At 60.5% G+C, this 23,746-nt stretch carries 20 protein-coding genes and 2 pseudogenes; 12 read left to right on the forward strand and 10 right to left on the reverse strand.

Annotated elements, in window-relative coordinates; translation table 11 throughout:
• The first annotated feature begins 112 nt into the window (after positions 1-112).
• Positions 113-1,171, forward strand: coding sequence for a DNA polymerase IV (dinB, locus tag LRS56_01110; GenBank protein ID WDU63217.1), 1,059 nt, complete (start codon positions 113-115; stop codon positions 1,169-1,171).
• Positions 1,172-1,302: 131 nt separating this feature from the next.
• On the opposite strand, the gene LRS56_01115 is transcribed toward dinB, so the two are convergent.
• The 4 genes and pseudogenes from LRS56_01115 to LRS56_01130 form a co-directional block, all read right to left on the reverse strand.
• The gene (locus LRS56_01115) at positions 1,303-2,256 is read right to left on the reverse strand and encodes a hypothetical protein (GenBank protein ID WDU63218.1); all 954 of its coding nucleotides are present in this window, start codon (positions 2,254-2,256) and stop codon (positions 1,303-1,305) included.
• Positions 2,257-2,276: 20 nt separating this feature from the next.
• A pseudogene (locus LRS56_01120) lies at positions 2,277-3,993 on the reverse strand (proline--tRNA ligase).
• A 106-nt stretch (positions 3,994-4,099) separates the two neighbouring features.
• Positions 4,100-5,632, reverse strand: coding sequence for an AmpG family muropeptide MFS transporter (locus LRS56_01125; GenBank protein ID WDU63219.1), 1,533 nt, complete (start codon positions 5,630-5,632; stop codon positions 4,100-4,102).
• A 43-nt stretch (positions 5,633-5,675) separates the two neighbouring features.
• The gene (locus LRS56_01130) at positions 5,676-6,038 is read right to left on the reverse strand and encodes an MGMT family protein (GenBank protein ID WDU63220.1); all 363 of its coding nucleotides are present in this window, start codon (positions 6,036-6,038) and stop codon (positions 5,676-5,678) included.
• 125 nt (positions 6,039-6,163) lie between these two features.
• On the opposite strand from LRS56_01130, the gene LRS56_01135 reads away from it, so the two are divergent.
• From LRS56_01135 to LRS56_01180, 10 genes and pseudogenes are all read left to right on the forward strand, one after another.
• The gene (locus tag LRS56_01135) at positions 6,164-7,171 is read left to right on the forward strand and encodes a DUF481 domain-containing protein (protein WDU63221.1); all 1,008 of its coding nucleotides are present in this window, start codon (positions 6,164-6,166) and stop codon (positions 7,169-7,171) included.
• A gap of 106 nt (positions 7,172-7,277) precedes the next feature.
• Entirely contained in the window at positions 7,278-8,063 is a 786-nt protein-coding gene (locus LRS56_01140; protein WDU63222.1) for a HugZ family protein, read from the forward strand.
• Complete coding sequence (gene fxsA / locus LRS56_01145) at positions 8,041-8,550, forward strand: membrane protein FxsA (protein ID WDU65669.1); 510 nt, start codon at positions 8,041-8,043, stop codon at positions 8,548-8,550. The genes LRS56_01140 and fxsA overlap by 23 nt, the downstream gene beginning before the upstream one ends.
• A 246-nt stretch (positions 8,551-8,796) precedes the next feature.
• The gene (locus LRS56_01150) at positions 8,797-9,093 is read left to right on the forward strand and encodes a co-chaperone GroES (protein WDU63223.1); all 297 of its coding nucleotides are present in this window, start codon (positions 8,797-8,799) and stop codon (positions 9,091-9,093) included.
• A 50-nt stretch (positions 9,094-9,143) separates the two neighbouring features.
• Positions 9,144-10,789 (forward strand): annotated as a pseudogene (gene groL / locus LRS56_01155) (chaperonin GroEL).
• Positions 10,790-11,052: 263 nt separating this feature from the next.
• Complete coding sequence (gene colR, locus LRS56_01160; protein WDU63224.1) at positions 11,053-11,736, forward strand: two-component system response regulator ColR; 684 nt, start codon at positions 11,053-11,055, stop codon at positions 11,734-11,736.
• Positions 11,726-13,006 (forward strand): HAMP domain-containing sensor histidine kinase, encoded by a 1,281-nt coding sequence (locus LRS56_01165; GenBank protein WDU63225.1) that lies wholly within the window; start codon positions 11,726-11,728, stop codon positions 13,004-13,006. Before colR ends, LRS56_01165 begins: the two co-directional genes overlap by 11 nt.
• 188 nt (positions 13,007-13,194) lie before the next feature.
• On the forward strand, positions 13,195-13,875 hold the full coding sequence (locus tag LRS56_01170; protein ID WDU63226.1) for a class I SAM-dependent methyltransferase: 681 nt from the start codon (positions 13,195-13,197) through the stop codon (positions 13,873-13,875).
• A 4-nt stretch (positions 13,876-13,879) separates the two neighbouring features.
• Complete coding sequence (locus tag LRS56_01175; protein WDU63227.1) at positions 13,880-14,599, forward strand: InaA protein; 720 nt, start codon at positions 13,880-13,882, stop codon at positions 14,597-14,599.
• Positions 14,596-14,823 (forward strand): hypothetical protein, encoded by a 228-nt coding sequence (locus tag LRS56_01180; GenBank protein ID WDU63228.1) that lies wholly within the window; start codon positions 14,596-14,598, stop codon positions 14,821-14,823. The genes LRS56_01175 and LRS56_01180 overlap by 4 nt, the downstream gene beginning before the upstream one ends.
• Before the next feature lie 936 nt (positions 14,824-15,759).
• Here the strand turns inward: LRS56_01180 and LRS56_01185 are convergent.
• From LRS56_01185 to LRS56_01195, 3 genes are read right to left on the reverse strand one after another with little or no spacing between them, the layout of a single operon-like run.
• Positions 15,760-16,857 carry a DUF1513 domain-containing protein gene (locus tag LRS56_01185; protein ID WDU65670.1) on the reverse strand — a complete coding sequence of 366 codons (1,098 nt, stop codon included), beginning with the start codon at positions 16,855-16,857 and terminating at the stop codon, positions 15,760-15,762.
• A 2-nt stretch (positions 16,858-16,859) separates the two neighbouring features.
• Positions 16,860-17,924 carry an imelysin gene (locus LRS56_01190; GenBank protein WDU63229.1) on the reverse strand — a complete coding sequence of 355 codons (1,065 nt, stop codon included), beginning with the start codon at positions 17,922-17,924 and terminating at the stop codon, positions 16,860-16,862.
• A gap of 31 nt (positions 17,925-17,955) precedes the next feature.
• Positions 17,956-19,395 (reverse strand): c-type cytochrome, encoded by a 1,440-nt coding sequence (locus LRS56_01195; GenBank protein ID WDU63230.1) that lies wholly within the window; start codon positions 19,393-19,395, stop codon positions 17,956-17,958.
• Positions 19,396-19,535: 140 nt separating this feature from the next.
• On the opposite strand from LRS56_01195, the gene LRS56_01200 reads away from it, so the two are divergent.
• On the forward strand, positions 19,536-20,099 hold the full coding sequence (locus LRS56_01200; GenBank protein ID WDU63231.1) for an NAD(P)H nitroreductase: 564 nt from the start codon (positions 19,536-19,538) through the stop codon (positions 20,097-20,099).
• A 139-nt stretch (positions 20,100-20,238) separates the two neighbouring features.
• Here the strand turns inward: LRS56_01200 and LRS56_01205 are convergent, their stop codons facing one another.
• The 3 genes from LRS56_01205 to LRS56_01215 form a co-directional block, all read right to left on the reverse strand.
• Positions 20,239-22,377 (reverse strand): methyl-accepting chemotaxis protein, encoded by a 2,139-nt coding sequence (locus LRS56_01205; GenBank protein WDU63232.1) that lies wholly within the window; start codon positions 22,375-22,377, stop codon positions 20,239-20,241.
• A gap of 140 nt (positions 22,378-22,517) precedes the next feature.
• Complete coding sequence (locus LRS56_01210; GenBank protein WDU65671.1) at positions 22,518-22,919, reverse strand: YbaN family protein; 402 nt, start codon at positions 22,917-22,919, stop codon at positions 22,518-22,520.
• A gap of 155 nt (positions 22,920-23,074) precedes the next feature.
• On the reverse strand, positions 23,075-23,683 hold the full coding sequence (locus tag LRS56_01215) for a biliverdin-producing heme oxygenase (GenBank protein WDU63233.1): 609 nt from the start codon (positions 23,681-23,683) through the stop codon (positions 23,075-23,077).
• Between the last annotated feature and the right edge of the window lie 63 nt (positions 23,684-23,746).

Consider the following 23,746-nt stretch of genomic DNA (forward strand, 5'->3'; position numbering starts at 1 on the left):
ATAAATTCATCTTGGAATTTTCCTACCGCTCGGGCGGAAGAATCAAACTACTGGTGCTATATACAGGGGTGAATGCGATACTGGCCACCTGTTGAATCAACCTTCTGTTTATATGACGCAGCGCAAAATCATCCACGTCGACTGTGATTGCTTCTACGCCGCCATCGAGATGCGTGACGACCCGAACCTGGCGCAAAAGCCACTGGCGGTTGGCGGCTCGGCGGATCGACGCGGGGTGATCGCCACCTGCAACTACGAGGCGCGGGCTTACGGCGTGCGTTCGGCCATGTCGTCACGCCATGCCTTGAAGCTGTGCCCGGACCTGACCATCGTCAAGCCGCGCATGGATGCCTATAAGGAAGCGTCGAAGGAAATCCAGACGATCTTTCGCGACTACACCGACCTGATCGAGCCGCTGTCACTGGATGAGGCTTACCTGGATGTGTCCGACTGCGCGCATTTTGGTGGCAGCGCCACACGCATCGCGCAGGACATTCGGCGCCGTGTGTCCAACCAGCTGCATATCACCGTGTCTGCCGGGGTGGCGCCGAACAAGTTCCTGGCCAAGATCGCCAGCGACTGGAAGAAACCCAACGGCCTGTTTGTGATTACCCCGGATCAGGTCGAAGATTTTGTGTCCCAACTGCGGGTGAGCAAGTTGCACGGCGTGGGCAAGGTGACGGCCGATAAGCTGGCGCGCCTGGGCATCGAAGACTGCTTGCAGCTGCGTGAATGGAACAAGTTGGCGCTGGTGCGCGAATTCGGCAGTTTTGGCGAGCGACTGTGGAGCCTGGCCCGTGGGATTGATGACCGCGTGGTGCAAAATGACAGCCGGCGGCAATCCATCAGTGTGGAAAATACCTACGATGTGGACCTGCCGGATCTCTCAAGTTGCCTGGCGAAACTGCCCGAGCTGATGGAAACCCTGGCGGGGCGCATGGCGCGCATCGACAGCAGCTACCGCGCAGGCAAGCCGTTCGTTAAGGTCAAGTTTCATGACTTTACCCAGACGACGCTGGAACAGGCCGGGGCAGGGCGAGATCTGGAAAGTTATCAACAGCTGATGACCCAGGCGTTTAATCGCGGTGGGAAGCCGGTGCGGTTGTTGGGGATTGGCGTGCGGTTGCTGGACTTGAGCAACGGCAACGAGCAACTCGAGTTCTCCTGGTAGAGCCCGGATCAAAACGGTGGGAGCTGGCTTGCCTGCGATAGCGATGTATCAGTCGCCATCAATGCAAGCTGGCCCACCGCTATCGCAGGCAAGCCAGCTCCCACATTTGGATCTTCAGCAACTTGGCAATCTCAGCGAGCGCCGGGATCTGCGACTAATCGCCCCGCATCCTTGGTCAGGGCCTGCAGAAACTCCTGCTGCAATTCCGGATCATTGCGGGTCAGTTCGATCAGGCTTTGTTCCAGTTCGCTGGCTTCTTCTTCCAGGCCCAGCTCCGACAGGCGCTTGACCCGGTGCACCCACTGGCTGACTTCGTCGTCTTCCAGGTCGTCATAGATCAGGCCGTGGGCCTCCAGCAACTTGCCGCGCAGGGTGCTGCTGATGGCCAGGGTCGAGTCCGAGTGCACATCGTCCTGGCCGTCTTCCACGCTGATTTTCAAGGTGCTGATGCGATTCAAGTCCTGCTCGGCAAACGGGCTGTCCAACAGGTTCAGGCGCAGGACGCCGTTGCGGTCGGTGGTCAGCTCATGCACCTGCTTGCCGGCCGTGACCTGTACCGGACGTTCGCTCCAGGGCAGGCTCGAATACTCCACGCGTTTGTCGCGCTGGACTTCGTCGATACCCGCCAGGTTCTGTTGCGCACGGCCATGGGATTGCACGTTCATGAACGGGTTGAGGCCGTCCACGCCGTAGCTCAGCCAATCGTGGGTCATGCTGGTTGGCAGGTTGCCGAGGGCAAAGATATTCGCCACGTTGGCCCCCGCGCCCGCCACCAAAGCGACCGCGCCCAATGGCATCTCATAGAGTTTGCGCCAGGGCTGGTAGGGGGTGTAGCGATCGTAACGGCGGGTGACTTCGAATTCGGTGACCTCAAAGGTCTTCTGCTCGTGAATGCGAACCCGGCGTTGCGGCAGTTCCAGCACTTTGGGTTCGCCTACATCGATCTGCAGGCTGTGGTCGAGCAACTTACGCTCGACCCGCTCCTCCTGCTCACTGCGTTGCGACATCTGGTTGGCGCAGCCGCTGACCAGCAGGGCGCCGCACAAGGCGGCGCCCCCCAGGGCTCTGGTGTTTCGCTTGAACATGACTTCTCTTGATCTGGTTTTCAGCGACGAATACGCGCCTGAAGGAAAGACAGCACGTCAGCCACCGGCAACGGTTGGGCTTCGGCTTCGGTCCGGCTCTTGTATTCCAGATTGCCATCGGCCAGGCCGCGGTCACTGACCACGATCCGGTGCGGGATGCCAATCAGTTCCATGTCGGCGAACTTGATGCCCGGGCTGGTTTTCTTGTCCCGGTCATCCAGCAGCACTTCAAAACCAGCCGCCGTGAGTTCGGCGTACAGCTTGTCGGTGGCTTCGCGTACTTGCTCGGTTTCGTAACGCAGCGGTACCAGGGCCACCTGGAACGGCGCCAGGGCGTCACTCCAGATAATCCCTTTCTCGTCGTTGTTCTGCTCGATGGCAGCCGCAACCACGCGGGAAACGCCAATGCCGTAGCAGCCCATGTCCAGGGTGATCGGCTTGCCGTTCTCGCCCAGCACTTCGCACTTCATCGCCTTGCTGTACTTGTTGCCCAGCTGGAAGATATGCCCGACTTCAATGCCGCGCTTGATTTCCAGGGTGCCCTTGCCGTCCGGGCTTGGGTCGCCGGCTACCACGTTACGCAGGTCGGCCACGGTCGGAACCGGCAAGTCACGCTCCCAGTTCACGCCGAAGTAGTGCTTGTCATCAATATTGGCACCGATCCCGAAGTCGCTCATCAGCTCAACCGAGCGGTCGATGATGATCGGCAACGGCAGGTTCAGCGGGCCGAGCGAACCGGCGCCGGCGCCAATGGCGTCACGCAGTTCGGCATCGGTGGCCATGACCAGCGGGCTGGCCACGCCAGGTTGCTGGGCCGCCTTGATTTCGTTGAGTTCGTGGTCGCCACGGATCACCAGGGCAATCAGCTTGCCTTCTTCTTCGGCGCGCACGATCAGGGTCTTGATGGTCTTTTCAATCGGCAGATTGAATTTTTCCACCAGGGCCGCGATGGTCTTGGTCTCCGGGGTCTCCACCAGACGCAGCTCTTCGGCCGGCGCAGGGCGCGAGGTTTCGCGTGGCACGGCTTCGGCTTTCTCGATGTTCGCCGCGTAGTCGGAACCGTTTGCTGAACACGATATCGTCTTCGCCGGATTCGGCCAGCACGTGGAATTCGTGGGAGCCGGCGCCGCCGATGGAACCGTTGTCCGCTTCAACCGGGCGGAATTTCAGGCCCAGGCGCGTGAACACGTTGCAGTAAGCCTGGTGCATGCGGTCGTAGGTGACCTGCAGGGATGCCTGGTCGGCGTGGAACGAATACGCGTCCTTCATGATGAATTCGCGGCCGCGCATCAAGCCGAAGCGCGGGCGGATTTCGTCACGGAATTTGGTCTGGATCTGATACAGGTTCAGCGGCAGCTGTTTATAGCTGCTCAGCTCGTTGCGCATCAGGTCGGTGATCACTTCTTCATGGGTCGGGCCGGCGCAGAAATCGCGGCCGTGACGGTCCTTGAAGCGCAGCAACTCAGGGCCGTACTCTTCCCAGCGCCCGGATTCCTGCCACAGTTCAGCCGGTTGGGTGCTCGGCATCAACACTTCCAGAGAGCCGGCGGCGTTCATTTCTTCACGAACGATGGCTTCGACCTTGCGCATCACCTTCAAGCCCATGGGCAGCCAGGTGTACAGGCCCGAGGCCAGTTTGCGGATCATGCCGGCGCGCAGCATCAGCTGGTGGCTGATCACAACCGCGTCGGAAGGCGTTTCTTTCTGTGTGGCGAGCAAATATTGACTGGTACGCATGGTAGGCCGTTGTCGGTTGCTTGGACTTGAAATGACTTCGGATTGTACGGGCGGTTGCTGCCGGAGTACAGGTATGAGGCCGCAGTGTGTTTTTGTGGGAGGTGTGTCAGTCCTCTACCGGTGGATTCAATTTGATCCGCCGATTTTCCTGATACCAATGCAGCGCAATCAGCAGCAGCGTCGGCACGCCCAGCATGCAAGTGATCAGGAAGAAGTTGTGATACCCGAACTTCTCCACCATCACCCCCGAGTACCCACCGATCAAGCGCGGCAGCAACAGCATGATCGAGCTGAGCAGCGCATATTGGGTGGCCGAGAACTTGAGGTTGGTCAGGCTCGACAGGTAAGCCACGAAGGCCGAGGTGGCCAGGCCCGAGCTGAAGTTATCCAGAGAAATGGTGAAGATCAGCATCTGCAGGTCGGGGCCCCTGTCGGCGAGCATCACGAACAGCAGGTTGGTGCCGGCCGACGCCACGCCGCCGATAAACAGGATCGGCAGGATACCGAACCGCACGATCAGCAGGCCGCCCATACCGGCGCCGAGCAGGGTCATGATCAGGCCGAAGATCTTGCTGACCCCGGCGATCTGGTCCTTGGTAAAACCCTGGTCGATGTAGAACACGTTGGCCATCACGCCCATCACCGTGTCGGACATGCGATAGGTGGCGATCAGCCCCAGCAGCAGTAACGCTTGCCAGCGGTAGCGCAGGATAAAATCGTTGACCGGCGTCAGCACCGGCGCCAAGCCGCGGCGGCCCATGGCTGAAAGGCACAGGGCGCTGAGGGTGATATAGAGGATGGCGCGCAGGAAGGCGCGGTCTTCCATCAGCAACTCCCATAGGCTCACGCCATGGAATACCACGCTGGCGAAGTCGGTGTTGTAGAGCTGAGTAAACATGGCCGGTACCGACACCAGCAGCACGATCAACACAAACACCGACACCAGCTGATGCACAAAGCTGTAGCGCCCGGCCTGCAACTGAGTGCGCAGTGGCACGTTGGGTTCGCGCATGAACAAGGTGGTCAGCAGCGCCGGAATCATCAGCACGCCGAAGAGTACATAGGTGCCGGTCCAGGCCGAGTGTTTATAGTTGAAGCCAGTGGAGCCGAAGCCTTCGGCAAAAAACAGCGCGCCCGCTGTCGCCAGCAGGGCAGCAATGCGGTAGCCGGACATATAGCTGGCGGCGAGGGCGGCCTGGCGGCTGTCGTCGGCGATTTCCAGGCGATAGGCGTCTACGGCAATGTCCTGGGTCGCAGAGGCGAACGCCACGACTACAGCAATTGCGATCAGCCAGGACAAGTGTTTCTGAGGGTCGCAGAACCCCATGCCGATCAATCCAAGGATCACCAGCGACTGGGCAAGCACCAGCCAGGAACGACGACGGCCGAGTTTACCCAGCAGCGGCAGGCGCCATTGGTCAAGCAGCGGCGACCACACCCATTTGAAGGCGTATGCCAGGCCAATCAGGCTCGCATAGCCGATGGTCTCGCGGGCCACACCGGCCTCACGCAACCACACTGAAAGCGTCGAGAACACCAACATGTAAGGCAGGCCGGCGGCGAAGCCGAGCAACAACAGGACCAACGTCGAAGGGCTGGCATAGGCGGCGAGCGCGGCGCGCCAGGTTTTACGGGGCATGGGCTGGAGTCTGCCTCAGATTCACGGAAACAAAGCGCGCACTCTAACCGCTGTGCTCTACCGGGCGCCAGCCATGACGCTGAATATCCACGCGATTGTTGCGGACCGTGACGCCTTCTTCGCGCAAACGCGCCCGTTGTTCATCGCCCGAGGCCGTGCCCGCCGGCAGACTTATCCGACCACCGGCACCCAGCACGCGGTGCCAAGGCAGTTTGCTGCCCTCGGGCAACTGGCTCAGCGTGCGCCCCACAAAGCGTGCAGCGCGCCCAAGCCCGGCCAGTTGGGCCAGTTCGCCGTAGCTCACCACGCAACCTGCGGGCACTTGCGCCAGGGTCAGGTACAGCGCGGTGCGGCGCATCTCGGCGGGGCTTTGTGCTGTGTCGGCGGGTTCGTTCGCTCTAGGCATGTTTTGTAAGAAAAGTCTGGAAGTATGGCGATGAGAATTGAACTCAATATAAATACTTGAGTCAGTCCTAGCTATCTAACACGATAATCGTCCTTTTTCGCCAACCTTGAGCTCACTATCCGCTTATGTTGTCCAGAACCCTGCTGTGCCTTGCTGTTTTCAGCGCCTCCACGCCCTTGCTCGCCGATACCGTCTGGTTGAAGAACGGTGACCGCCTGACGGGCAAGATCAAAGTCTTTGACGGTGGCAAGTTGCTGATCCAGACCGATTACGCAGGCGCCATCCCGGTGGACTGGAAGCAGGTGAAAACCCTGGAGAGCGACCAGGAGCTGCTGGTCAAGCAGGATGCCTACACCGGGGAAAAGGCCAAGTCGCTGCAAGCGGCGGACGATGGCAAAGTGGTCCTGGCCAATGGTGAGGCGCCCAAGACCGTCGAATTGGCGAGCATCCAGCAAATCATGAAGCCCAAGCCGATCATTGAAGACCTGGTGTGGAAGGGCAATGTCGACCTGGCGCTGGACTACAAGCGTGCCGACAAAGACACCAACGACTACGACGTCGACTTCAAGACCACCGCGCGTCATGGCCAATGGCGCCATACCGGGCAGGGCGAATACAACCGCGAATTCCAGGATGACGTCACCACCACCGACAACTGGGCCCTGGAATATGACCTGGACCGGTTCCTCACCGAACACTGGTTCTGGCAGGGCCGCCTGACCTACAAGCGCGACAAGGTTGAAGACCTGTCCCGCCAGCGCACCGTCGGTACCGGCCCGGGCTACCAGTTCTGGGATGATGAGCTGGGCGCGTTCTCCCTCGGCTCGCTGCTCAACCGCACCGATTACGAATATGCCGACGGTGGCAAGGACAACTTCTATTCCCTGGCCATGAAGTGGAACTACAACCGCTACCTGGTGGGCAAGACCGTCGAATTCTTCACCAATGGCGAACTGGGCAAGCCGCTCTCAGGGCCGGCTGCCTACTCCTTGGATTCGGAAATTGGCCTGCGCTACAAAGTCACCGAGTGGGCTTCGCTCAACCTCAAGGCCGAGCGCGACATTATCAGTGGCGACTCGCAAAGCAGCTTGAGCAAGACCCGTTACACCGCAGGCTTTGGCGTGGCCTGGTAATCAGGCGGCACAAAACCCGCTTGGCAACCTTTGCGGTTATTGATTACCTTGTGATGAGATCCATTCCCATAGGCTATGGGCGGCGCAATTCCCGAGGAGTCATACGTTGAGCGCACAGGTTGCCAAGAACGCCCGAGAGCTGTTGCTCAAGGAATACCGTGGGGCTCTCTCCACACTGTCCAAAGCCATGCCGGGGTTTCCCTTCGGCTCGGTCGTGCCTTATTGCCTCGACGAGCAGGGCCGCCCGCTGATCCTGATCAGCCGCATCGCCCAGCACACCCATAACCTGCAAAAAGACCCCAAGTGCTCGCTGCTGGTCGGCGAGCGCGAAGCGGATGACGTGCAGGCCGTGGGCCGCCTGACCTACCTGGGCGAAGCCGAAAAGCTCGAGGACGGCGCTGCCATCGAGGCGGCGGCCGAGCGTTATTACCGCTACTTCCCCGACTCGGCCAATTACCACAAGGCCCACGATTTCGACTTCTGGGTGATCAAACCGGTACGCCATCGTTATATCGGCGGGTTTGGCGCGATTCACTGGGTCGACCAACTGACCCTGGCCAACCCGTTCGCGGGCAAGGCCGAACGCGGCATGATCGAACACATGAACAGCGATCACACCAAGGCCATCGCCCATTATGTTGCCCTGACCGGCTTGCCCACCTTTGAGCCTGCACAATTGGCCGGTATCGACAGCGAAGGCATGCACCTGCGTATCGGCCAAGCCTTGCATTGGTTGGCTTTTGCGGAGCCTTGCAACACTCCGACACAAGTACGCGAAGCCTTGGTTTCATTGGCTCACGCCGAGGTCTGGCCGAAAAAGAGCCCGCCAACGGTTGAATTCACGAAACGGCGACGTCATCTAAGGTGGACTGGCAAGGCATTCTTGCGTTGAGGAACCATTTGATGCGCCCTTTTTATTGCTCTTTCTGCTATTCCCGGTGTTGGAGCTGTTCGTATTCGTTCAAGTCAGCGGTGCGATCGGGTTTTTCCCGGCTCTGCTGCTGATCATTCTCGGCTCGATGCTCGGCGTTCTGGTGCTGCGCGTCGCCGGCCTGGCCACGGCGCTGCGTGCCCGTGAAAGCCTGAATCGCGGTGAACTGCCGGCCCAGACCATGCTTGAGGGCCTGATGATGGCCCTGGCTGGCGGCCTGTTGATCCTGCCGGGCTTTATCAGCGACGTGGTCGGCCTGGTGATGCTGTTGCCGGTCACCCGCAAGCTGCTGGCCGGCAAGATGCGTCAGCGTGCCGAAGAAGCGGCGATTCGCCAGCGTGCCTTCGCCGACGACCTGCAACCCCGTGGTGGCCCGGCTCCGCGCCAGCCTTTGGGGCGTGAAGGGGATGTGATCGAAGGCGAGTTCGAGCACCGCGACAACAAATAACCGCTTCACCGGCACGGCACCCTTGGGTGCCGTGTTGCTTTTATAGGCCGGCACACGCAAAAAATTTCATCCCCGGCCCCTTGTAATAAGCTTATGCGCCCTTATGTAACGGTCACCGCAAGGTTTCTGGTGGCGACACCAGACAGACTTCCGCGTTTTGCTCTGCGAAGCGCGACCGGCACCGCCGGATTAAACCTGCCGGTACTGACACCGGCCGATGAAAAACACAATTAGGAGAGATCGACAATGAGCAAGCTTCGTCCTCTGCACGACCGCGTCGTTATCCGTCGCAGCGAAGAAGAAAAGAAAACCGCTGGCGGTATCGTTCTGCCAGGTTCGGCTGCTGAAAAAGCCAACCACGGTGTGATCGTCGCTGCAGGCCCAGGCAAGACTCTGGAAAACGGTGAAGTGCGTGCGCTGGCCGTTAAAGTCGGTGACAAGGTTGTATTCGGTCCTTACTCCGGCAGCAACACTGTGAAAGTTGACGGCGAAGACCTGCTGGTCATGGCTGAGAACGAGATTCTCGCTGTACTGGAAGGCTGATTTTCCCGCTCATTTTTCCGTTACTCCAAAGAATTTAAGGAATATCGATCATGGCTGCTAAAGAAGTTAAATTCGGCGATTCCGCCCGTAAGAAAATGCTCACCGGTGTCAACGTCCTGGCTGACGCAGTAAAAGCGACCCTGGGCCCGAAAGGCCGTAACGTGATCATCGAGAAGAGCTTCGGCGCTCCGACCATCACCAAGGACGGCGTTTCCGTAGCCAAAGAAATCGAACTGGAAGACCGTTTCGAGAACATGGGCGCGCAGCTGGTCAAAGACGTTGCCTCCCGTGCCAACGATGACGCAGGCGACGGCACCACCACCGCTACCGTTCTGGCTCAAGCCATCGTCAACGAAGGCTACAAAGCCGTCGCTGCCGGCATGAACCCGATGGACCTCAAGCGCGGCATCGACAAGGCGACCATCGCCGTCGTCGCTGAGCTGAAAAACCTGTCCAAGCCATGCGCCGACACCAAGGCTATCGCTCAGGTAGGCACCATCTCCGCCAACTCCGACAGCTCCATCGGCGACATCATTGCCGAAGCCATGGAAAAAGTCGGTAAAGAAGGCGTGATCACCGTTGAAGAAGGCACTGGCCTGGAAAACGAACTGTCGGTTGTAGAAGGCATGCAGTTCGACCGTGGCTACCTGTCCCCGTACTTCGTCAACAAGCCAGAGACCATGGTTGCCGAGCTGGACAGCCCGCTGATCCTGCTGGTCGACAAAAAGATCTCGAACATCCGCGAAATGCTGCCAGTTCTGGAAGCCGTTGCCAAAGCCGGCCGCCCACTGCTGATCGTTTCCGAAGACGTTGAAGGCGAAGCCCTGGCGACGCTGGTTGTGAACAACATGCGTGGCATCGTTAAAGTCGCAGCCGTCAAGGCTCCAGGCTTCGGCGACCGTCGCAAGGCCATGCTGCAGGACATCGCCGTTCTGACCGGCGGTACCGTTATCTCCGAAGAGATCGGCCTGAGCCTGGAAAGCGCCACCCTGGAAAACCTGGGCAGTGCCAAGCGCGTGACCATCTCCAAAGAAAACACCATCATCGTTGACGGTGCTGGCGTAGAGCAGGACATCCAGGCTCGCATCACTCAGATCCGTGCCCAGGTTGCCGAGACTTCGTCCGACTACGACCGTGAAAAACTGCAAGAGCGTCTGGCCAAGCTGTCCGGCGGCGTTGCAGTGATCAAGGTTGGCGCTGGTTCCGAAGTTGAAATGAAGAGAAGAAAGCCCGCGTTGAAGACGCCCTGCACGCTACCCGTGCAGCCGTTGAAGAAGGCGTGGTACCTGGCGGTGGCGTTGCGCTGATCCGTGCTCTGGAAGCCCTGACCGGCCTGACCGGCGACAACGCTGACCAGAACGTCGGTATCGCTGTACTGCGTCGTGCTGTTGAAGCACCTCTGCGTCAGATCGCTGCCAACTCCGGCGACGAGCCAAGCGTTGTGGTCAACGAAGTCAAGAACGGCAAAGGTAACTACGGTTACAACGCTGCGACTGGCGTGTACGGCGACATGATCGAAATGGGCATCCTGGACCCTACCAAGGTGACCCGTTCGGCCTTGCAGGCAGCTGCCTCCATCGGTGGCTTGATCCTGACCACCGAAGCGGCCATCGCTGACAAGCCTAAGGCTGAAGGCGCAGCTGGCGGCGGTATGCCAGACATGGGCGGCATGGGTGGCATGGGCGGCATGATGTAAGCCAGCCTTACCCGGCTAATAAAAAGCCCCGCCTGCAGTGATGCAGGCGGGGCTTTTTATGCCTGGGTTTTGCCAGGCGTGAGGGTGCATCAGCCTGCCAACCTCTTTGTGGGTGGGGGGTGAAGCGATAGTGAAAAACTCGTGAAGCGAATCAATTGGTTGAAAAAACTTATAGAGTCACTCCACTGCCCTAGTCGTAAGCCACACTTGGCCTTAAGCTGCGCGAGCCAACACGGCCGTTACCGCGTACGGAGACACTGCCCATGCGAATTTTATTGGTTGAAGACAACCGCGATATTCTGGCCAACCTGGCGGATTACCTGGGGCTCAAGGGCTACACCGTGGACTGTGCGCAGGACGGTTTGTCGGGCCTGCACCTGGCCGCCACCGAGCATTACGACCTGATCGTGCTCGACATCATGCTGCCCGGTATCGACGGCTACACCCTGTGCAAGCGCCTGCGCGAAGACGCGCGCCGTGATACGCCGGTGATCATGCTCACTGCCCGTGATCAGTTGGATGATCGGCTGCAGGGCTTCAAGTCCGGCGCTGATGATTACCTGCTCAAACCGTTTGCCCTGTCGGAGCTGGCCGCACGCATCGAAGCCGTGTTGCGCCGTGCCCAGGGGGGCGGTCGTCGGGCGCTGCAGGTTGGTGATCTGAGCTACGACCTCGATACCCTGGAAGTGACCCGCGAAGGGCGCCTGCTCAAGCTCAACCCTGTCGGCCTCAAACTGCTGGCGGTGCTGATGCAGAAAAGCCCGCATGTACTGCGCCGTGAAATCCTCGAAGAAGCCCTGTGGGGCGACGACTGCCCCGACAGCGACAGCTTGCGCAGCCACGTGCACCAACTGCGCCAAGTGATCGATAAACCGTTCGCCAAGCCGTTGCTGCAAACGGTGCACGGCGTGGGTTATCGCTTGGCCGAGGGACGAGATGGAGTTTAAGCAAAGCCTTGCCCAACGGATCATCATCGCTTTCGCGTTGATGAGTGCGTTGGTGGCGGGAGCCTTCGCCATGGGCATCGTCGCGACTGTGCACCTGGTGGAAGAGAAGTTGATTTCGGCGGGCCTGGGTGGTGACCTGCAGCGCCTGTTGCTAATGGATACCGTCGAAGACTGGCGGCACCGTCCTGAGCCGGACCAGTTGTTTTACTTCAGCGGTGGCCCTGGCGACTTCGAGTTACCCAAGGACCTGCGGCATCTGGAGCCGGGTTTCCACGAAGTGTTTCGCGAGACCCTGTCGTACCACGCGATGGTCGAAGTGGTCGACGGCCGGCGCTATGTGCTGTTGCAGGATCAAAGTGATTTTGAAGAGCGCGAGCGCGTGCTGTTTGCCGTGGTGCTGGTGGGCTTTGTGCTCAGCCTGGCGCTGGCCGTGTTCCTCGGCTGGGTGCTGGCCCGCAAGGTGATGGCACCGGTGGTGCGCCTGGCCCGTCAGGTGCGGCATCGCGACCAGTTACTGGGTCTGGCGCCGCCCCTGGCGCCGGACTACGCGGCCGACGAAGTGGGCGAGCTGGCCGTCGCGTTCGACGCCACGCTGGGGCGCTTGCGCCAGGCATTGTCCCGTGAGCAAATGTTTACCAGCGATGTCAGCCACGAGCTGCGCACGCCCTTGATGGTGTTGGCCAGCTCCTGCGAGTTGTTGCTGGAGAATCCGGCCATCGACCAGCGCGGGCGTAACCAGGTGTTGCGTATCGCCAGGGCGTGTGAAGAAATGCGCGAGCTGGTGCAGACCTTCCTGATGCTGGCCCGTGCCCAGCACGACGCCGCCGCCATGTCGCCGCAAGTCAGCCTGACGCAGGTGGCCGATGACCTGCTCGGCATCTGGCGCGGGCCTATCGAGCAAAAAGGCCTGGAATTGATCTATCAGCCGGGCAACCCCCTCGATACGCGTTACAACACCACCTTCCTGCATGCGGTGATGGGCAATCTGCTGCGCAACGCCCTGCATTACACCGAGCAGGGTTTTATCCGGCTTACCCTGGAGCCGAGCGGGTTTGTGGTAGAGGACAGCGGTGTCGGTATACCCGAGGACAAGCGTGAGGCGATGTTCGAGCCTTTTGTGCGCGGCAGCGAAAAACGCGGTGAGGGCCTGGGGCTGGGCCTGTCACTGGTCCAGCGGATCTGCGAGAACCAGGGCTGGAGCGTCAGCCTGAGCACCATGGAGCCCAATGGCTGCCGCTTTCATGTCGAATTGAGTCAGGTCAAAGCCTGACCGCTTCCCCTGCCGCTATTCTGCCGAAGTACCCCGTACTTCGGCGAAGATGGCCCCATGCTATTGCATGTGTCTGTAAAGTCTTGAAATGTATGGGATTGGACAGGACAAGTTTTTCACAACGGGTTGACCTGTTGATCACAGGGCGCTGAGTAAGGTTGCAGGCATCAGCACCTGGAGATCCGTTGATGTCTAAATCTATCAAGCTCGAATTTTCCGAAAAGTACGACGACGATCACGCCCACGAATATTTGCTCAAGCATCAGGACAATCTGGCTCGCCGGTTGTCCCACAAACGCGACGAGCAACTGGCCCGTGGTGCGTTGGCGATGGCCGGTGAGCCTGGCCTGGTGCTGGACCTGCCGTGTGGTGCCGGGCGTTTCTGGCCGCTGCTGGCGGAAAAACCCAACCGCGTAATCATCGGCGCTGACAATTCGGCGTCTATGCTGAAGGTGGCAACGGTCGCCCAACCCGCGGATGTAGTGAAACGGGTACGGCCCTTGCAGACATCTGCCTTTGATATCGATTTGCCTGATAACTCGGTCGACAGCATCTTCTGTATGCGCCTGTTGCACCACATTGGTGATCCGGCGCACCGGCTGGCGATACTGCGGGAGTTTCAACGTGTTACCCGCGACAGCGTGATCATTTCGCTGTGGGTTGATGGCAACTTCAAAGCCTGGAAGCGCAAGCGGCTGGAAGGCAAGCGTCGCGAGAACGGTGAGCAGGAAGGTTACCAAAATAGATTTGTGTTACCGGCTGCTACTGTAGAAGCAGAATTTGAAGAAGCCGGTTTTCGTGTCCAGGAGTCTCTGGACTTCATACCGCTGTACGCCATGTGGCGAGTGTATGTATTGCGCAAGAGGTAGCAGGATGGCAGTTGAGTGCGTAGCAGGCAGTCCGGTAGCGCCCGAAGAACGCTTCGATTATTTCTGGCGTCAGCAAGGCGAGTGGGTCGAGGAACCCAACCGGCGGCGTGGCGGTGAAAGCGGTGTGCAGCGGGTAAAGAGCGCCAATGGCCGCTTGCTCTACAGCAAACGTCAGACTGGCCATATCTACCGCAGTTGGCTGCACCCGTTCGGCCGCCCTACCGTGCTGCGCGAGCGTGATGCGCTCAAGGGCCTTCGCTTGCTGGATGTACGCGTGCCGGAAATGGTCTTTTGCGAGGCGCGTCGCGACCCCGAGTACCGCTGGAAGGCATTGCTGGTAACGGCTGCCCTCGATGGCTTCGACGAAATTGAAAACTGGTACGCCGCGGGTGGTCGCGAGCAGTACGGCGAGTTGGTACACGAGCGGGTGCTCAAGGAATTGGCCGGTACCCTGGCGCGGATGCATAAGGGCCGCTGGCAGCATGGTTGCCTCTACATCAAGCACATTTTTGTACGTGTCACCGGTGCCGGTGACTCGGCCAATGTGGAAGTGGCGTTGCTGGATTTCGAGAAATGCCGTCAGCGTTTGACCGCTTATCGGGCGGCTTCCCATGACATGCTGCAACTGCGTCGCCATTCGTCGTGGAACGATACTGATTGGGAAAAACTCAGCTACTTTTACGAGACGGCGTTTGGCAGCGCTATCAAGGGTTTAACCAAATGAAGCTAGAAATAGCACGAGGTTTGTTCCTGGTTGGGGCGTTGGGGGTTGCAGCCCTGGCTCTGGCCGCGTGGGAGCTGCCTCGCACACAGGTGCTGAGTGCGGCGCAGGGGAGCGGGCAGTGCCTGCTGCCGCGTGTTGCCAAGGTTAGTGTGGCGGCCAAGCCTGATCATGAGTTGTTGCTGTTCATGTTTGGGATGTCTCAGGGGATGAGGCCGCAAAGTTGAAACGATTTGAATCTACCGAAGGGTCTTGCGATGTGAGGCCCTTTTTTTTGGCTGTGCGTTAGGGGGAGGGGGTATATCCGTTGCTGTGGTAACGGCTGAGTATGGTTCCGCTCTTACAGCGGGTCACTTTTGGAAGGACCCAAAAGTAACCAAAAGGTCCTCGCCCCATCACTCGGCACCTCGCTTAGGCTCGGCATGCCCTCACTCCGGCTTGAATCCGTGGGCCGCCGCGATGGGCCATCCATGGCCCAGCGCGGCTAACCCGGCGTCCTGCCGGGTTGCCCACGGATTCAAGCCTGCGTTCGGCCATCGTGATTGACGGGGCGTCTCAGATCACAATCAAAAGCCCTAGATCAAAAGATCGCTGACTTCGTCAGCGGTAAGGATGTAAGGGCCACGGCAAAAACAAAGCAAAGCGAGGCGGCCTGGCAGCCGACCTGAGCATTGAAGCTGTACTCGGTTCAAATGTGGGAGCTGGCTTGCCTGCGAAAGTATCAACTCGGTGTGCCTGATGTACCGAGGTGTCTGCATCGCAGCGATGCGGCGACCCGACAAGCCAGCTCCCACAGAAAACGCCAATCCACTGTGTTCCCGCTCTTGATCTACACCACTCAGGTCGGCTACTAGGCCGCCGTGCCCTGCTTTTGATCGTGATCTTGATCTTAGGCGCCCCATTAAACACGCTGGCCGCACGCAGGCTTGAATACGTGGGTAACCCGGCAGGACGCCGGGTTAGCCGCGCTGGGCCAAGGATGGCCCATCGCGGCGGCCCACGGATTCAAGTCTGCGTGCGGGCACACCGAGCCTAAGCGAGGTGCCGAGTGTTGGGGCAAGAGCACTTTGGTTACTTTGGTGCTTTTCCAAAGTGACTCGCTGTAAGAGCGAAACCAATAGCCGCCATCACCGCAGCAACGGATATGTACACCCCCCACCCAATCAAATCAGATGCAGATGGTTATCCCAAAACCCTGCCGGCAACTCCAACGGCTTGGCAACCAACTGTTTCTGACGACAATCATAGAACCGACAACGCCCCTGACCTGAAGTCACAACAAACCCATCCGCCACAGCCCCCACACCGGCACAGTCCGGCAGCGGCCCATCCAGGCGCAACTCCCCACTGTCCATGTCCCAGATAAAGAACCGGTTCCCCCGCGGTGCCGTCAGCGCCACCAGGCGCAATTCGCTGTGCACCGCGACACTGGCGGTGTAATGCCCCATCGCCTGCAACTGCTCATCCGCCACCGGGAACGCCACAAAAGGCTGCCCCGGGCGCTTGATCGCCAGCAACTCGGAACGCTCCTGGGACGAGCCCATAAACTGCTGCCCGGTCAGGATGGTGCCATCGCCGGCAATCCCCATATGCCGCACGCTGTTCATCTGCTGCCCCAGGGTTTCCTTGCTGATCAGGCTACCGTCGCGACGCATCAGCACCAGGCTCGGCTCCATGGCGTTGAGGTTCATCTCCACCCGGCTTTCAGCTTCGGTGCGAATACCGCCGTTGGCCACCACCAGGGTTTCGCCGTCGGGCATCCACGACACCTGATGCGGGCCGATACCGTGGGTGGAAATCTCGCCGCTGTGCACCAGCCGCTCACCTTCGAACCTGTACACGCCAAGCAGGCCGCGACCGGGGTCGGTCGTGTCGTTCTCGGTGGCATACAACCAGTCGCCGCTCTTGTGAATCACCGCGTGGCCATAGAAATGGCGATTGGCATTGGAGGTGATGGTTTGCAGCAGCGCGCCATCACGCAGGTCGATCAGGTAACTCTCGGTGCCCGGGCGACGGGCGACGAACAGCGCAATCGGCAGCGTCGGGTGGTTGATGATGTCGTGACAGCGCTGGCCGACCTGGGTCGCAAACACCGGCTTGCCGTCCAGGCGATAGCCCACGGCGTAGTGCTTGCCGTCCGCATCATCGCGTGCCGACAGCAGCAGCGGCCCCTTGTCTTTACCCTTGAACAATGTCCAGCCACCCAGCGTGAGGGCGCTGAGCAGCACGCTACCAACGGCCAAAGCCTGTCGCCTGAGCATCATCAGTCACCGTCGTTGGCGTTAAAGCCCAGTTGGATGCCCAACGCCTTGGCCAATTCGCCTTCGTGCAGGCGGTGGACGACGTTGAGGCTGTCGTAGATATCGTTGAGCTGCTGGCGCCCGGCATCGTCGGCCAGCAGTTCATTGAGGGTGCGCTGGTTGCTGGCGAACAGTTTCAGGGACGCGGCGTAGGCGGCGTCGATCTTGTCGGCCAACGGCTTCTGCTCGGCCGGCAGCAGGCCGCGCAGGCCCTTGTTGTCGACGCCGACCCACACGGTCTGGGCCGCCGCGAGGCTGGCCTCCAGGCTTTGCAGGGACGACTGGCTGCGCCAGGCATCGGCCTGGAACGGCTGCGGGATGCCTTTGGTCTGGCGGCCCATCGGCGTGCCGAGTTTTTTCTTCAAGGTGTCGAGTGCGGTCACCTGGACGCGCAGCAGATCGGCAATCGCTTCGTGGGAATCGGCGTAGCGCTGGTTTGGAAACTTGGTCATCTGCGCAAGCATGCCGTCGGTGCTGTTCCAGTTGGCCAGGATCTCTTCGGCCAGGGCTTTCTGGCGTTCGCCGATAGCCACCAGCAGCGGGCAGTAACGGGCCTTCTGGGCGTCGTCGGCGATGTCGGTCTTGGCGTCGTAGAGGATGTATTCGTAGGCCGACAGGCCCTGCACCACGACGCTGGACTTGGCGAGCGCGGCGCCGTCGATCTGCGGCTGGGCGCTGACCAGTTGCTCGACCTGGCGACCGACCAGGTTTTTCTTGTCCGGCCAGAACTGCACCTGCCATGAACGGTTGCCTTCAGCCAGTGGGCCGATCAGCAGGGGCTGCAGCTCGGCCCAGGCCTTTTGCGCGTGCAGGAAGTCGGCGCGCGCGGTGTCCAGGCTTTCCTTGCCCTGGCAGTAGGCGAGGGCGCTGACGGCCAACTGGCGGTCGGCTTCGACCCAGCGGCTGTAGGTCGGCAGAATCACTTGCTTGGCGATCGCCGCCGAGGTCACGGCTTGCGGGTCCTGGGGCGAGCAGGCGCCGAGGGCGAGGGCGGCCAGGCTGGTGAACAACAACTTGGGACGAAACATGTCGAGCTCCCTTCTGTAATTGGGGCAAAGCTTATAAAGAATTCAGGAACGCGAGCAATGCAGCGCGTTGCTCGGCGTTGAAGGACAGCACATGCTGCTGCGCCGCTTGTGCTTCACCGCCGTGCCACAGCACGGCTTCCAGCAGGTTGCGGGCGCGGCCGTCATGCAAAAACTGGGTGTGGCCGGAGACGGTCTGCGTCAGGCCAATGCCCCACAACGGCGGGGTGCGCCAGTCGCGGCCACCGGCCTTGAATTCGCTGCGGTTGTCGGCCAGGCCTGGGCCCATGTCGTGCAACAGCAGGTCGCTGTAGGGGCGGATCACCTGGTTGGCCAGCTCAGGTTCTGCAGCGTTGGCGGCCGTGGTGAACGACGGCTTGTGACAGCCCTGGCAGCCGGCCTGGTAGAACAGGTTTTTCCCGGCCAGGACCTGCGGCGTGTCGACCCCTCTGCGTGCGGGCACGGCGAGGTTGCGCGTGTAGAACAGCACCAGGCGCAGGATGTTGTCGCTGACTTCCGGCTCGCCATCGGGGCCATTGCCATTGGGCGCCTGTTTGCAGGCGGCTTGGGCGTCGGTGCAGTCATCAAAGGGTCTCAGGGACGTGGTGAGGCCCATATCACCAGAAAACGCGTGAACATTTTGTTGGTTGAGGTTGGGTTGCCCGGCTTTCCAGCCAAAGCGCCCGAGGACGGTTTTGTGTTGGGCGTCATCCCAGACCCAATTGGCGCGGCCGATGAGGGCGTCTTTGTCGGCGGTTTTCGGCTCGGTGTTACGCAGGATATCGGCGGCGTCGATGGCTTCGAGCAGGCCCAGGCCGATCATCGGCGGGGCGATGCGCGCCGAGAAAAGTGTATCCGGATGCATCGGGCCATAGCCGAGTTGGGTGATTTGCAGGTCGGGCTTGCGCAGCTCGACCACGCTACCGTCCTTGAAGGTTACGTTGACCGGTGTGTAGTCGACCCGCACTTTGCCTTCCGGCGCGACGCCCGGCACGGCCATGTCTTGCAGTTGCCCACCGTAGACCGGCTCGGGCACTACGCCCAGCTGTTCGATGAGCTTGGCGTAGGGCGGCAGATTCGGGGTCGACGCGGGGATCGACAGCCGCACCAGCATCGACACCGCATTCGGCGCATCGGGCAGCGGCGGATGGCCGCGGCCGTCCTTGATATGGCAGTTCTGGCAGGCGTTGGTGTTGAACAGCGGGCCCAGGCCATCACGGGCGGTGGTGGTGGAGGGCGCAATCACCCAGGGGCTGCGAAAGAAGCTGTTGCCGACACTGAAATCCAGGCGGCGCGTGGGCGACAGGTTGGCCGAGGGCAGGGAAAACGCGTTCTGGTCACGCTTGTTCACCGTCGTCGCGCCGCCGGCCCGCGATTCACCCGGCTCAGCCTTGGTGAAACGTGGGGCGTCATCGCAGGCAGTCAGGCTCAAGGCCAGCAATGCTGCGCACAGGCGAAAAAGCGAACGGAACATCGAGTTTCCTGAACGACGTCTAAAAATTAGGCCGCAAAGTCTAACAGGGCGGGGCCTAATGAATAAGAGCAATTATCGTTTGGTGGCATCCCGATTCATTCCCGCTAGAATGGCCGCACATTTTTCTCTGGAGGTGGCCAATGCAGGCTCTCGACGCTTTGCTCAACCGTGTTTCCGTGCCGCGTTTGCTGGAACCGGCACCGACCCAAGAGCAGCGCGATGTGCTGTTCGCCGCAGCCATGCGTGCCCCCGACCACGGCCAACTGCGCCCTTGGCGTTTCCTTACCGTCGAGGGCGCCGCCCGTGAGCAGATGGGCACGCTGCTGGCAGAAGCTGCACGCCTGCAGGACGCCGACGCCCCGCAAGCTGCCATCGACAAGGCCCAGAACGGCCCACTGCGCGCACCGCTGGTGGTGGTAGTGATTGCCCGCCTGCAAGAGCACTTCAAGGTGCCCAAATCCGAGCAACTGCTGGCGGCCGCTTGCGCCACACATGGCATCCTGCTGGCGGCGTATGCACAGGGGATTGGTGCGGTCTGGCGCACCGGCGAATTGTCCTACTCGGCCCACGTGGCCAAAGGCCTGGGGCTGACGACGGATGAGGAAGTGATTGGCTTTCTCTACCTGGGCACCCCACAGAACCCGCCGCGTACGGCGCCGAAAGAAGATGTGGCGGCGTTTGTGCAGGCCTGGCCTGGCGTCTAAGCCAGCGCAAATCTGCTTTATGTGGGAGCGGGCTTGCTCGCGAAATCGGTGTCACAGTCACTGGATGTATTGACTGGCCCACCGCTTTCGCGAGCAAGCCCGCTCCCACAGGGGATCTGCATTGTTTTGGAGAGTGGGTTTACACCTTGAACTGATCCATCAACTTCATCTGCTGGCTGGCCAGCGCGTTGAGTTGGCTGCTGATGGCCGCCGACTCGGTCGCTTGGCCGGTCAGGGTTTCGGTCACGGTGCGGATCGCCGAAACGTTGCGATTCACCTCTTCGGCCACGGCGCTTTGCTGTTCGGCGGCGCTGGCGATTTGTAGGTTCATGTCGCTGATTACCGTCACCGCATCGCTGATCTTGCCCAGCGCCTGCACCGCTTGATGGATCTGCCCCGCATTGCTCTGGGCCTGCTGCTGGCTGGAGTGCATGGTCGCCACCACGCCACGGGTGCCGCTCTGGATGCGTTCGATCACCAGGCGGATTTCCTCGACGGAGTCCTGGGTGCGCTTGGCCAGGTTGCGTACTTCGTCGGCCACTACCGCAAAACCACGGCCGCTTTCCCCGGCGCGTGCGGCTTCGATCGCCGCGTTGAGGGCCAGCAAGTTGGTCTGCTCGGCAATGCTGCGGATCACTTCGAGCACCGAGCCGATCTGCTCGCTGTTCACCGCCAGGGCTTCGACTTCGCTCACCGCCTGGCTGACGGCTTCGGCCAGGGTGGTGATGTCGCGGGTGCTCTGTTCAACGATCGACATCCCTTCTCGCGCCGACTGATCGGCCCCGCGTGCCGCGCTGGCGGCATTCGAAGCGCTGTTGGCCACATCGTGGGCGGTGGCGCTCATTTCGTTGGAGGCCGTGGCCACTTGGTCGATTTCGCGGAACTGTACTTGCATCCCTTCACTGGTCTGGCGTGCGATGGCTGACGACTGATCCGCCGTGCCACGCGCCTCGGTGATGCTTTGCTTGATCTGCGCGATGGTCGGTTGCAGCTTGTCGAGGAAACGGTTGAACCAATTCACCAGTTCGCCCAATTCATCTTTTTTGGCGTAGGTCAGGCGCTGGGTAAGGTCACCTTCGCCGCTGGCGATGTCCTTGAGCATCGCGGCCACGCTGTTGATCGGGCGGGTCACGCCGGTGGCGGTCAGCCAGATCAACAGCAGGCCGAGCAGGCCGGCGGCGGCGCCGACCAACAGGGCCTTGAGAGTGCCGCTGGCTTGGGCGTTGTCGAGTACGCCTTGAAGTTTCGTGGCATCGGCCAGCATCACGGTTTTCGGCAGTTTGATCACCACGCCCCAGGATTTGGCATCGGCGATGGGTTTGACCGCGTAGACCGCACGGATGATATCGCCCTGTTCGCGGTTGACGTGGCTGTCACTGGCCAGCAGTTGCACGATTTCCTTGCCTTCGGCGCCGAGGGTGTCGATCAGGTTTTTGCCTACCTTTGCCGGCTCGCCGCTGTAGGCGGCAATCAGGCCCGTGCTGGAAATGATTTCCAGGTGTGCGGCGCCCTCGAACAATTCCTTTTGCGCCGCGTCGGTGAGGGCTTGCAGGCTGTTGAGGGCGATATCGACACCGGCCACGCCGATCACTTTACCGTCCACGATCAGCGGCAGTGAAATGGTGGTCATCAGTACGGGCTTGCCGCCTACGGTGTCTTCGTACGGGTCTAGCAGGCAGGTGCTGCGGCTGTCCCGTGGGCAGGTGTACCAGATGTTGTAGGGCGTACCGCTGAGGTTGAGGCTGGTCTTGTTCAGGTCTTCCTCGACCATGATGGTGTTCAGGCCCTCACCGCCGGCGCGGCTCCAGTAGCTGGAGAAGCGGCCTTTTTCGTTGGACACGCGGGCTTTGTCGTCGATGAATTCGCTGTCCTTGCCATCCAGGCCATTGGGCTCGAACGACAGCCAGATACCCAGCACCTTGCTGTTGCGCTCGAAGGTGGTTTTCAGGCTCTGGTTGAGCTCTTCACGCAGGGCGCCGGGCTCCAGTGAGCGTTTGGCGGCCAGGTTGCGCAGGTCTTTGACCTGATCGGCGAGGGCGGTCACCACCAGCAGGTTCTCACCCAGGCTTTTCTGCAGTTGCACTGCCTGTTCGGCCGCTTTGGCCTGCAGCAGGTCCTGTACGCTGCGGGTGAGCATTCGCGAGCTTGAATCGCTGATCAGATGGTCGTTCTGGTCTGTCTCGTACAGATTGATGCTGATGATCAGCGCAATTACCCCCAGCAGACACAGCCCGGACAGCAGCACAATTTTCAAGCGTATGGAGAGGGTGTCGAACATAGGTTCACTCGCGAATGGACGTGTGGAAATGCATGTCATGCAGAGCCAAGTCCATTCGACGCTATGCCTGAAACATCGGCGTCATAAATCAATTCATGAGAGGGAGGCGATGAGTGGTAGGAGAATGCCTACAGGCGGTGTCACGCGGGCTTTGCGAGGCGTTCGGGGCGGGACCAGATCCATAGGTTGCCCAGGCTCATCCCGCCGATCGCCAGGTAAATCGGCCAGCCGTGATCGAGCATCACCAGCATCAGAATGGCGCACAGCAGCATGCTTACCGTGGCGCTGACCTTGGCCCGGCGGGCGATGATCTTGCCATTGCGCCAATTGAACAGGATCGGTCCGAACAGCCGGTGGTTCTCCAGCCAGGCGCTGAGGCGTGGCGAGCTTTTAGTGGCGGCCCAGGCGGCAAGCAGAATGAATTCGGTGGTGGGCAAACCCGGTATGACAATCGCCACCAGCCCGATGCCCAGGCTGACGTAGGCCAGCAGGCCGAAGAGGATTTGTGCGATTTTCGAGGTGGATTGGGTTTTGCCGGTCATATATAGGGTGATCACAGAAAATCAGTTGAAATGAGATCCAAATGTGGGAGCGGGCTTGCTCGCGAAGGCTGTGTGCCAGTCGACGTATTCATGACTGAACCACCGCCTTCGCGAGCAAGCCCGCTCCCACATTTTTATCGCATTCCAATCAAAGGTCAGGCCAATTCAGGGGCGCTAGCGTACGCCTGTTCCAGCAATACGGTGAAGCGCACAAACGCGTCGATCGCGCCTTTTTCCACAGCGGCTTCTTCTTCGGCGCTGAACTCCAGCGCGTCCAGGGTGCGGGTGAAGCTTTTCCAGCCTTCGGCGCGACCACCGGCCGGTTCGCCGAGGTGGCGGGCGCCGAAGGTTTCGCTCAGGCCCAGGCCCACGGCGCGTTTGATCAGGAACGCGGCGCCCAGCTTGGAGCCTTCGGACACGAACAGCCAGCCCAGGGCTTCGGCCTTGCTCGGGTTCTTCACGGCGCCGGCGACCGGTGCCGGTACTTCGGTGTCCAGGTCGCCCAGGTCCAGCCTGGCGGCTTCGGCGCGGCAGCGTGCGGCCAGGTCGGGCACGATCTTGATCAATTCGGCATCGTTGTACAGGGCCACCAGTTCCGACTGGAACAGGTACTGCGCGACCACAAAGCGCGCAAAGTTGGCTTGGGTCTCAAACGGCGCGTGGGCTTTCACCAAGGCGTCGAGCTTGGTGTGCGGCTCGTTGGTGATCTGGTTCAGGCGCTGGGAGCGCAGGCTTGGGCGTTCTGCGGTAGGAGAAGCGGTCATGAAAAAGTCCTTGAGAAGGGGGAGCGCCTTGTTGCTCTAAAGAGAGCCGTTATCAAATAGACG

The organism is Pseudomonas poae, assembly GCA_028869255.1.
GTDB classification, from domain to species: domain Bacteria; phylum Pseudomonadota; class Gammaproteobacteria; order Pseudomonadales; family Pseudomonadaceae; genus Aquipseudomonas; species Aquipseudomonas poae_C.